Origin of the sequence: Vibrio sp. 10N.222.55.C6, assembly GCF_041473395.1 — a bacterium.
GTDB classification, from domain to species: Bacteria; Pseudomonadota; Gammaproteobacteria; order Enterobacterales; family Vibrionaceae; genus Vibrio; species Vibrio crassostreae_C.
The window spans coordinates 1-295 of record NZ_JBFRSD010001288.1 but is presented as its reverse complement, the minus strand read 5'-3'; the positions used below and the strand labels follow the sequence as shown (position 1 = coordinate 295).

The following is a 295-nucleotide window of genomic DNA, read 5'->3' as shown; positions in this document are numbered from 1 at the left end:
GCTTGTTGAACGAAGCCGCTACGCGGCAGAGTAAAACGAGTGCGAACCATACTCTTGTAACACCATCACCCTGATGGTCGTTCACAGGAGTAACCCCATGAAACCCGATGACTTAAAACGTTACAACACCCTTTATGAACAACACCTTACCAACCTAAAGCTGCAAGGTAAACGACCCGCGACCATTGATGCCTATTCCCGTGCGGTTCGTCGGATCACCGCTCATTTCGACCGAGCCCCTGATACATTAACGACCTCTGACCTCAAACAGTTCTTCGCGTCTCTTATTCAAACC

General features: G+C 49.5%; 1 protein-coding gene. It reads left to right on the top strand.

Features of this window, described 5'->3' with window-relative positions; all coding sequences use genetic code 11:
• Nucleotides 1-97: 97 nt before the first annotated feature.
• On the top strand, nucleotides 98-295 hold a 198-nt coding region (locus AB4486_RS28575; protein ID WP_198593676.1), incomplete at its 3' end, for a phage integrase N-terminal SAM-like domain-containing protein.